General features: G+C 33.7%; 8 protein-coding genes and 1 tRNA gene. 1 reads left to right on the top strand and 8 read right to left on the bottom strand.

The genetic code is table 11. The features are described 5' to 3' along the window. Nucleotides 1-220 precede the first annotated feature (220 nt). Nucleotides 221-294: transfer RNA gene (locus DRF65_RS26665), tRNA-Met, on the top strand. 297 nt (nt 295-591) lie between these two features. On the opposite strand, the gene DRF65_RS26660 is transcribed toward DRF65_RS26665, so the two are convergent. The 8 genes from DRF65_RS26660 to DRF65_RS26625 all read right to left on the bottom strand — a co-directional run bounded on the left by DRF65_RS26660 (nt 592) and on the right by DRF65_RS26625 (nt 9,629). Next, entirely contained in the window at nt 592-1,890 is a 1,299-nt protein-coding gene (locus DRF65_RS26660; RefSeq protein WP_115973744.1) for an HlyD family secretion protein, read from the bottom strand. A 94-nt stretch (nt 1,891-1,984) separates the two neighbouring features. Then, a complete protein-coding gene (locus DRF65_RS26655; protein WP_115973743.1) occupies nt 1,985-4,177 on the bottom strand; it encodes a peptidase domain-containing ABC transporter in 2,193 nt (730 codons plus the stop codon). A gap of 83 nt (nt 4,178-4,260) precedes the next feature. Further along, the gene (locus DRF65_RS28695; protein ID WP_165852324.1) at nt 4,261-4,425 is read right to left on the bottom strand and encodes a bacteriocin-like protein; all 165 of its coding nucleotides are present in this window, start codon (nt 4,423-4,425) and stop codon (nt 4,261-4,263) included. Between the two features lie 94 nt (nt 4,426-4,519). Then, nucleotides 4,520-6,028, bottom strand: a complete 1,509-nt coding sequence (locus DRF65_RS26650; protein ID WP_115973742.1) for a vitamin K epoxide reductase family protein — start codon at nt 6,026-6,028, stop codon at nt 4,520-4,522. Between the two features lie 311 nt (nt 6,029-6,339). Then, nucleotides 6,340-7,422, bottom strand: coding sequence for a grasp-with-spasm system SPASM domain peptide maturase (gene gwsS / locus DRF65_RS26645; protein WP_115973741.1), 1,083 nt, complete (start codon nt 7,420-7,422; stop codon nt 6,340-6,342). Between the two features lie 178 nt (nt 7,423-7,600). Beyond that, nucleotides 7,601-8,503, bottom strand: a complete 903-nt coding sequence (gene gwsG, locus DRF65_RS26635) for a grasp-with-spasm system ATP-grasp peptide maturase (protein ID WP_115973739.1) — start codon at nt 8,501-8,503, stop codon at nt 7,601-7,603. Beyond that, the gene (locus DRF65_RS26630) at nt 8,481-9,353 is read right to left on the bottom strand and encodes a hypothetical protein (protein WP_115973738.1); all 873 of its coding nucleotides are present in this window, start codon (nt 9,351-9,353) and stop codon (nt 8,481-8,483) included. Before DRF65_RS26630 ends, gwsG begins: the two co-directional genes overlap by 23 nt. A 72-nt stretch (nt 9,354-9,425) precedes the next feature. Further along, the gene (locus DRF65_RS26625) at nt 9,426-9,629 is read right to left on the bottom strand and encodes a TIGR04139 family peptide modification target (protein ID WP_115973737.1); all 204 of its coding nucleotides are present in this window, start codon (nt 9,627-9,629) and stop codon (nt 9,426-9,428) included. Nucleotides 9,630-10,074: the final 445 nt, after the last annotated feature.

Below are 10,074 nucleotides of genomic sequence, written 5' to 3'. Positions count from 1 at the left end.
CCAAAAAATCAGGTAACAATAATTTTAATAGCTCGTCGGGAATATGCATCCTCAAAGTTAATCTCTTATTTGTTCCTCCACAACTTTTAGCACTGATCCATTATTGTTCGTTCTCCTTAGAAAATGTTATCCGAAGACTTAAGTGTTAATATATTTAGTCTTTATTTGCATTATAGGAATATAGCTAAAATTATTTTTTCTATATTTGCACCACCAAAACGGCGAGGTAGCTCAGTTGGTTAGAGCGCAGGATTCATAACCCTGAGGTCACGGGTTCAATTCCCGTCTTCGCTACAAAAACCGCAATCATTATTAATGGTTGCGGTTTTATTTTTTTCATTTGAAAAACAACAACTCTACTTATTTCATTCAATAAACTTGTAGATTCTATCATTGCCTTAGCTAGCATACAGGTAGTTTTCAGGATCATCATAATAAATGTTAGTAAACCCTTATTAATAGTGACTTTTTGAATTATTTTGTATTGTTGTATCTTGATGTATGCAATGTTGAATAATAGACCGGATATGGGTGTAAAAAAGCCGTCCCTTAATTTTGGAACGGCATGTTTTATTTTATGTAAAGCTTTTATTAGGCCTGATATCCTAATAACTTTCTGATCTGATAGAAGAATCTTTCAATAAGTCTCAGATCCTGAGTTACAATTTCTGCACTTCCTCTAAGTTCCTTATCAAATTTCAGATTTTTATTATAACTTGTTTTTAATCCTTTCGGTAAAATAACATCCACATAGTAATTTCCTTTATCATCAGGAATAAGTGATATATTCTGAACTTTTCCTTCAATGATTCCATATTCCTGGAAACGGTAGTTGTCTAGTTTGATCAATACTTTTTCACCCGGAATAATCTTTCCTGAATTGGTGGTAGGAACTGACATTCGGCCTACTAATTGTTCTTTATTCTTGGGAAGGATAGATACAATAGGTTCTCCTGCTTTTACAAACTGGTTTTCACCAAAAAACTGCTGGAAACTGGCAACACCATCTGTAGATGAAATAACAAGATAATTTTGCTCCCAAAGTTTTAGAGACTTTCTTAATTGTTCAAATAACTGCAATGTCTGAGAAGAATAGTTGATTTTATCTTTTTCGGTATTAATAACCGTTCCGCTTTTGGTTTTGTTAAGGTTAGAAATTCCTTCCTCAGTCTGTGAAATTGAGATGTTGATGTTTTCAAGGTTTTGCTGAGCCTGAAGATATTTTATTTTTTCATTCTCAAGTTCCATAGCAGAGATTACTCCCTGATTAAAAAGATCCTGAGACCGTTGGAAATTTTTTCGGGTAAGGTCATACTTGGCTGACTCCAGGCTTTTCTGTTGCTTTAAGGTAGCAATTCTTACTCTGGACTCAGATAAGCTTTGGTTGGTTGCAATATTTTCAGGAGCATAAGGCTGTAGCCTTGTAAAAAGTTCTTCATCCTGGAAAGCCTTTGCAAAGCTGTTGTATTCTCCCTGTAGCTCCCCAAGTTTATACCTTGAAGTTTGGGCAATAGGAAAACTATTAAGCTGATTAGGTGATATAGAATCAACCAGTTTTTTTAATGCTATAACATCTTTATAATTGGCAGCTGACAACATGACCATCAACACATCATTTTTCTTTACTTCCTGATGATCTTTGATGAATATTTTTTCAATCTTAGAATTGATCCTTGCTTCTAATTTTTCGGGTGGATTTTGAGAAGTTACTATAATTGGAGCCGGTACAAATTCCGGATATTTTATAATGTAACTCATTGCAAAAATGAGCAGGATAATTATAAATATCAACGTGTTCCCCCAACGAATCATCCAATTGGGTGGTTGGGTAAGGATATCCTGTACGCTCTCTGAGCGGAGTTCAATATTGTCTAAAACGTCTTCTTTCATTGTTTTCTGATAAAATTTCCACTTTATATTTCAAAGGGATATAATTAAAATAAATTAGGACTTCAGGTTTTTTATGCTGGTGATAGGTTCAGTATTAATTTCCCAGTTCAAGCTGATTTCTTACCAATCGGTAATATTCACCGCGCAGATCTACTAATTCGGCATGACTGCCTTCTTCTACAACTTTTCCTTTATCCAGTACAATGATCTTATCGGCATGTTTTACAGTGGAAAGTCTGTGGGCAATAACAACTGCTGTTTTACCTCTGAAGAATTGTTCAAGGTTTTCCATAATGACCTTTTCATTATTGGCATCTAATGCAGAGGTGGCTTCATCAAATAAAATATATTCAGGAGATTTGTAGACAGCTCTCGCAATGAAAAGTCTTTGTTTCTGTCCTCCACTTACTCCTACACCTTCATTTCCGATCTTGGTATTGTAACTTAGCGGCAGGCTTTCTACAAAGTCTTTAATATTTGCGATTTCTACTGCACGTCTTAATTTCTTTTTGTCGATGTGATCTTCACCAACTCCAATGTTGTTGGCAATTGTATCATTAAATACATACCCTTCCTGCATCACAACTCCGCAATGATCTCTCCAGAATCGCGGAGAAATATTTTTCAGAGCAGTGTTTCCGATTTTAATATCTCCATTGTCTGGCTCATAAAACTTCATCAGAAGTTTCAATAAGGTGGTTTTTCCGCTTCCACTGGCTCCAACAATTGCTGTAGTTTTTTGATAAGGAATGGTAAGGTTCAGATTTTCAAAAACCGGAACATCAGATCCGATATATCGGAATGACATATCTGTGATCTCGATATCCTTTTGTGGAATTTCCATAGCATATTGTTCATCCTTACGCTCTTCATCTTCTTTATCATGAATTTCACCTAATCTTTCAAGGGAAATTTTTGCATCCTGAGTTTGTTTAATAAAATCAATAAGTTGAAGAAGCGGACTGTTCAGCTGTCCAATGATATATTGTACAGAAAGCATCATCCCTAAGGTCAAGTTTCCGCTTAATACTAATTTTGCAGAAAGGAAGCTTACCAGGATGTCTTTCATCTGATTGATAAAGTTTCCTCCTACCGATTGCCATTGTTCCAGTGACAATGATTTTATTCTGATTTTAAATAGCTTTACCTGAAGAAATTCCCAGTCCCATCTTTTTTGCTTCTCAGCATTATGCATTTTGATTTCCTGCATTCCGTTGATCAGCTCAATGACTTTACTCTGTTCCTGAGAAACCTGGGAAAATCTTTTATAATCAAGTTCTTTTCTTTTCTTCAGGAAGAAAGTGATCCATCCAATATAGGCTGCAGCTCCCACGAGATAAACAATGAAAAGTCTGTAATCATAGAGTAGGAGGACAATGCTGAAGATAATCAGATTGACGAGAGAGAATAGGGTATTTAATGAAGAACTCGTAAGGAGCTGTTCTATTCTGTGGTGGTCATTGATCCTTTGCATGATATCCCCGGTCATTCTGGTATCAAAAAAGCTTATAGGAAGCTTCATAAGTTTGATAAAGAAATCGGAAATGATCGAAATATTGATTCTTGCAGATAAGTGGAGAAGGATCCAGCTTCGGATCGTTTCTATCCCCATTCTGCCAAGAAATAACATAATCTGGGCAAGCAGGACCAGATAAATAAAGTTAATATCCTGATTCTGTATCCCGACGTCTACAATACTTTGGGTAAGAAACGGGAATACCAGAGATAGTAAACTTCCGGCAAGAAGTCCTACAGCCAGTTGAATAACAAGTGATTTGTATTTAAATAGATATCTTGAAAGAAAAGAAAAGCTTGCCTTACTTTCTTCATTGTCAAATTCAGTTTGAAAGAAGGCTGGTGTCGTTTCCAGGATAAGGACTATTCCTTCTTCAGTGGTTTCATTGGCATTTTCTCCGATCCAGAATTTGATAAATTCGTCCTGGGTATAAGTAATCAATCCATAACTGGGATCGGATATATAAATTTTATTATTCTTATCGACTTTATAAACAACCACAAAGTGATTTTTATTCCAGTGTACGATACATGGAAACGGAACTTCTTCTACGAAAGTTTTGAAGTCGACCTGAACTCCCAGTGAACGGAAACCCAGATTTTCTGCTGCATCACTTAATCCAAGGAGACTGCTTCCTTCACGGGTCGTCTCAGAGAGGGCCCGGATCTGCTGAAGGGAGATACTTTTACCGTAATATTTACTTACAATTCTAAGACATGTGGGTCCACAGTCTTTTGTGTCTGGCTGTTTATAAAAAGGAAATTTTTTCAAAGCTATTAATCATTATAAAATGCCGTCATATGCTGACGACATTTTTTACTTTATTCAATATTATAATTCAATGAAATGGTATGCTAGTAATAGCACCATTTGTTACATGCATCTACAGCGCCCTCTTTAGGTGCTTTGATTTTGGATTCACAATAGCTTGCTTCATACTGAATCCTTGCACATTCCTGAGTAATACCACCTTTCAGTGTTCTTAGGTTTTCTCTTGAAAGTTCTTTTAGATTTTTCATAATAAATAGTTTTGGTTTACCTACTCTTTTATAGCTTTTCGGATACTGCTTTTATTTTTCCTAAGATAGTGAATTTTAAAATCACGGATGCGGACTAAATTTCTTCGTCTTCTATTAATTCATCCACAAAGAACAGAATGTCTTCTCTGTCATATTTTTCAGGAAACTGATACCCGTTGATCACAAGGATAGGGGTGAAGTTAAGTCCTGCATTACTGTTTTCTACAGTCATTTGGATCAATGGATCCAGGTTTTCAGATGTAGGAGTTCCTCCTGCTAAAATGTTGATCTTATTTTCATCCCTTGTTTCAAACCATTCTTCCACAGCGTGCAGGAATTCTTTTTCCGGTTTATTGTTGTAGATAGATGTAAAATCTGAGATCAATGCATTGTACTTCTCATTGGATCTTTCAGCTGTATAATTGAATCTCATCTGCAGGGAAACATCTTCAGAATATTTTTTTAAAAGACTTTCAGCAAGTTTATGACCATCTTTACAGAAACCACAGTAAGGGTTTGAAATAATGGAAATACGAAGTCTTGCATCTTTTTTCCCCACAGAGAATGTTTCAGTATCCTGAAATTCGACTTTGTCTCTTTCCAATAACTGACTTTTGAATAGTTCATAGTTTCTTTTGAATCTGAGATTCTTGGCGTTGGATTTTTGAAGTTCTTCTTTTTGCTCAAGCAGGGTATTGAAATAGATTACTGCTGAAAAGATTATTGCCCATAAAATGACTGTCAGTAAAAGCGCTCCGATTCCAAAGGAAAGATTCTGGAAAAAGAAAGCACTGATCACCAATTGCCCCACCAGAATAGAGATAATTAAAAGACAAACCCTGCAAAATGTTTTTTCAACAAAAGCCTGGATGTAGATAGAATAGCCAATGGCAAGTATAGAAACAAAGGTAAATCCCTTTACGATATAGGCTGTAGCTGGTAAAAATAATCCCAATATGGCAAGCCCGGTAAAGTAAATCAATGAGAAATCTGAGAATTTTAATCCCAGGATACTTGTTTTGTCCTGTTTGATAATCCTGTCACAGGAGTTAGCTGTTTGAGTAGCAGGAGCAGCGCCACAAATACTTCCTATCACAGTAGATGTATTACCAAATTTCTGATTGAATATCTCCATAGAGATATAAACACCTGCTAGTGAAAGAAGATTAAAAACTGCTTCAAAGAGATTCTGATATATAAAAGAATAAATAAGAATGACAGCAAAAACAGCATATAAAACCGGCTTGAAATTGAATGCTGTTTTATTTTCTGTCTGCTCTGTTTTTTCAAACAGCAATACAAAATCTGTAGAGGTTTTGTAAAGCTCTTCTTTATCTAAAGTTTTTGCTTTTTCTGAATAAACGGAGTAACTGCTTCCTGACTTTTTTACTAAAGAAAATGCATTGTCAACAATAGCAATAAATTCTTCAGGAAGTTCATCCCAATATTCCTTATCAAGTTGGTATGCATCATTTTTTACCCCCAAAAAGTTTAGTGTATCACTGAAAGCCAATGCTGACGGATAGTTGGGGTGAGAATTAAACTGGAAAATAAATTCCTGTTTATCAAGTTTGAGGTAGTTAATTAGTTTATCAAAAATCATATTAATATTTTCATCTAAAATACACAGATGTTTTAAATTAACAAAAATATTTTTCTTTTATTAGTGAGATATAACCGGTAGTTACTAAATATAGTTTGAATTTCAATATTTTATTTTATAGGATTTAATTTGCAAAAGTATTTTTATCTGGTATAAAATAAATCTGAAAGAAAAATATTCAATAGAAGTTTTTTGTTGATTTTTGTTTCCAATTTCCCACAGATGGATATATAAAGAGTTTCATGGTTAATGTTTGCATTCATAATTAGCGCATCTGTGGGATTGGAAAAACATATTTGTGCTTTAATTTTTTAATTCAGTATATTTTCCATATTGTAATGTTCCAGAGCCTTTTGTTTCAAAGGATTTTTACTCCAGTCTTCCCAGGTACAGGTATATGGATTATAACCACATTTTAAAGGTTTCGAGACATCAAGTCCATCTTTATTATTGTGATTGTTTTCTGTATAGGCCCTGCAGTCTGTACATATATAACGGAATTCACAGTCTTTGCAGGTTTCTATACTATCTTTGGTAAGGTTCCAGTATTTTTTGAAATTATTTTGCATCACGGCTTCTTCAAGACTCGAATGATGAATGTTTCCATAGTTTTCAGGCATTAATGGACAGTTCTTAATATTACCATGGATGTCAATTCCTATTTTTTTGTGCAGGCAGGAATTGTGATTGATTGCTTCAAGAACCTTTGGAAGATTAGTATTGAAATATTTTAGATCTACCTTTCCGCAAGCGGATATTTTGAGGTTTTCATGGTTAAAGTTGATATTAAATCTAAATGCTTCTTTGGTCTTCAAAGGAATCTCGTCACAATTATAGAAAACGAAATTATAAATCCTTGTGGTTGTTTGATTAAGGATTTGAAAAAACTCTTTATTTAAGGCATTATGAAATGGTGCGTATATTTCTATTCCTTCTAAAACAGAGTCTTTAAATTTATTGTCGATATCCTGATATTCTTTAAGAGAAAGTTCCTTGTTACAGTAAATTACCAAATATTTTACCCCTAAGTTGTTGATAGAGTTTTTTATTTTGTCTAAAATAATGACATTATCAATTTCAATGAAAACATTGGAAATTCTGCTTACTTCCTGAAACTCATTGGACAATGGAAGGAAGTTTTTATCCCAATCCCCATGAGTGATAAAACCATATTCTTTTTCAAGCAAAAAGTCTATATATTCATGAATGATCTGTTGAGATTCAATGTCATAATTCTCTAAGATATTTTCAATTGACTCATTTTTCAACTCTTCAATAACATCATACAATTCCAAAGGATAAAGATCAGAGATCTTCCTCTGAAGATCAGAGATCAGGATTCTTCCGGCTCCTTTGGTGATTAAAATATTACTGAATAGGTTAAAATGTCTCATAATAGTCTAGTAAGTGCTTTTATTGGTCTTTCCCTCATAAGATAATCCGTCTGATAAGTTTCACACTTTATATAGTTTGTGCTAATGTTTTCCTTATCATTGGATTTTTTAGAGCCCAACTTCTCAATAAATTTAAAGGTAAGAGGTAATTTATTCTTTTCTTCTTTAAATAATTTTTTCATAAATATTGTGCTATTTCTTTTTCCAATGAGTAGTTGCAGATTTCTGATAGTCCTAAGAACTGCCCCGTAGGATTTACTTCCAGGAAATAGAAGGTATCTCCACTTTTTATAAAGTCTATTGAGCCACAGCTTAAGTCCAGTGATTGCATGAGCTGGTGTGTTTTCTCTTCAATATCTTCAGGAAGTTGATATCGCACCTTTCTGTTGGGTTTTTTATAATTATACTTTCTGAAATCGGTTTTAGTCTGCTCGTCATTTTGAGAAATAATAGCGGTAGACCACATTTTGCCATCCAGATAAAAAGTTCTTATTTCAAAATCTTTTTCAATTTTTTCCTGAAAAAATGTGATAAAAAAATCTTCTTTCTCTTTTTCTTGTACTACTGAAGTGTAAATGATGCCGTTGAAATTTCTATCGACAGAATCTAATATCACATTTTCTGTAATAGGTTTTGTAATGGTTTCATTGATAATGACTTCATCTGTATTTTCTGCTAAAAAATATTCAGGAACATCTAATCCTGTTTTTTTTGCCTGTTCCAGAACCAGGAGTTTATTGACGTGATTGTTACTTTGTTTATTAATAGTCTTTTGTGATTCCAGTTTTTTTATCACGTAATCTTCAAGCCAGTGCTGATGTTCATCCATATGGTGGTTGGCAGCATTATTATCATAGTAAAGACGTTTGAATTTTAGTCCTCCTCTTCTGTACCATGTACTTGTAATCTCATCCAGGAAAAATTTGTTTCTCTCACTGGCCAGATACATTCTTTTTTTATCTGTTTTAATTTCAAAAAACTCATCTTCATGAACACGGATAAACTTCTTTCCCATTGCTGAAAGATATTTGATAACTCTTGTAGTGGTAGAGTCTCCGTTATTCGATATTATGAGTATCATTCTGTTTTAGTTTTTTAAAAAAATCTTTTCTTATTTTGGAGCTATGCTTCATGCTTGGGATGCCCAGGGTTTTCCGGTTACGGTTGGTCTGTGCACTGTCTTTTACAGGGATCATATTAAAACCGTAGAGTGTGATTTGTTTATGAGCTCCTAAGTAAGTGTCATCCATTCGTGCATAATCACGAGGTGAAAGGTCTCCCGATTTTACATATTCCAATAATTTTTCCTTTATAAAAGGATAGTCTTTTTTGGATTCAACCATATGAGTGATAAAGGTTGGCATTGGAAACCAGCCTATTTTTTCAGGTGTTGGAAATCCATAATTTTTAAAGGTCCATATCAGAAGTTTTGCATTTTTCTCCACATTCTTTCTGGTTAATGCTGTATCAAGGGGACGTCCCATCTGGTCCCTTTGTAGGGCAATCTTAAAAGAATCAACCAGTTTTTTATCCAGTCCTTGTTTCCATTCTGTGATTTTTTGTTCTACAGATGGATTGTCTATTCCATATTTATTAAAAAGGGGTAAATATTTTTTGTATTCTTCACCATAAGGAGCTAACAGAGAAATCAATTGATAAAGACTTTTTTTTCCACCAAAGTCTTCATGATACTGGTCAGCAAGAGTTATATAAGTCGCATATTCTTCAATACGGTCCTGATTTTTAGGAGCATAATCTTTGAAAATTTCCCGATACTCTTCTACAGCTAGCTTAGGATTGTTAGCTAACCTGTATATGCTGTCGGCATCATTAATTCTGTTATAATAAGTGATATAGTTCTTTTTACAAGAGGTAAGGAATAATAAAATGATAAGAGAGAGACTATATCTTATTGACGGTGAAATTTTCATAAACAATTCAATTTAATGATATATGGATAAAAAGGAGGGAAATTCACCCTCCCTTTTCCTTTATTCATATGCTTAGCAAACTTCTAGTCTACCAATATAAGTACCTCCGTTAGAAGAATAATGGTCTGCTTCATAGCATCCTGGTGTTGTAACTGCAGCACTAGATTCGATAGCATAAGATCTTAAACTACCATCAATCACTTTTAAATCGTCTCTTTTAAGTTTTTTGTTTTCTAGAGAAGAAAATCCTTTCTTCATTCCTGTTAATTTTTTCATTGTTAAATTTTTTTTGTATTAATATTTACTTGCCATTTATCCCTGGCATGGGAAGGTGCTGATCAGCTCATATATTTATATTTTGTACTGTACACATACAAAAAAATAAATCATTGTGTTTTTACCTGAGACAAAGATGCATGTGCTTTTTTAATGACACAAGGAAAGCATGTCTGAATTTATAAATTTCGGGAAAAACTAATAGTGTATTTATAAATTCAGATAAAAAAATGGCTTTTTTGTATTTGATTATCAGTGTTTTGTGTTTTTGATTCTGTATTTGTAAAGTCAACGGGAGGCTAAGTGAAAGAGTATCATTTATTCGTAAAATAAGAAAGAATTTAACTAAGAATCCAGCTATATAGTCTATCAATTAAAAGCAGAATATCATTGGAAATGCAAAAAAATAAATCAGAGGGTAAAAGAAGCGAGATTCTTGTTAAAA

This window comes from Chryseobacterium pennae (assembly GCF_003385515.1).
Taxonomy (GTDB): Bacteria; Bacteroidota; Bacteroidia; order Flavobacteriales; family Weeksellaceae; genus Chryseobacterium; species Chryseobacterium pennae.
Note: the sequence above shows the minus strand (reverse complement) of the source record. Positions and strands in the feature narration are given on the sequence as shown.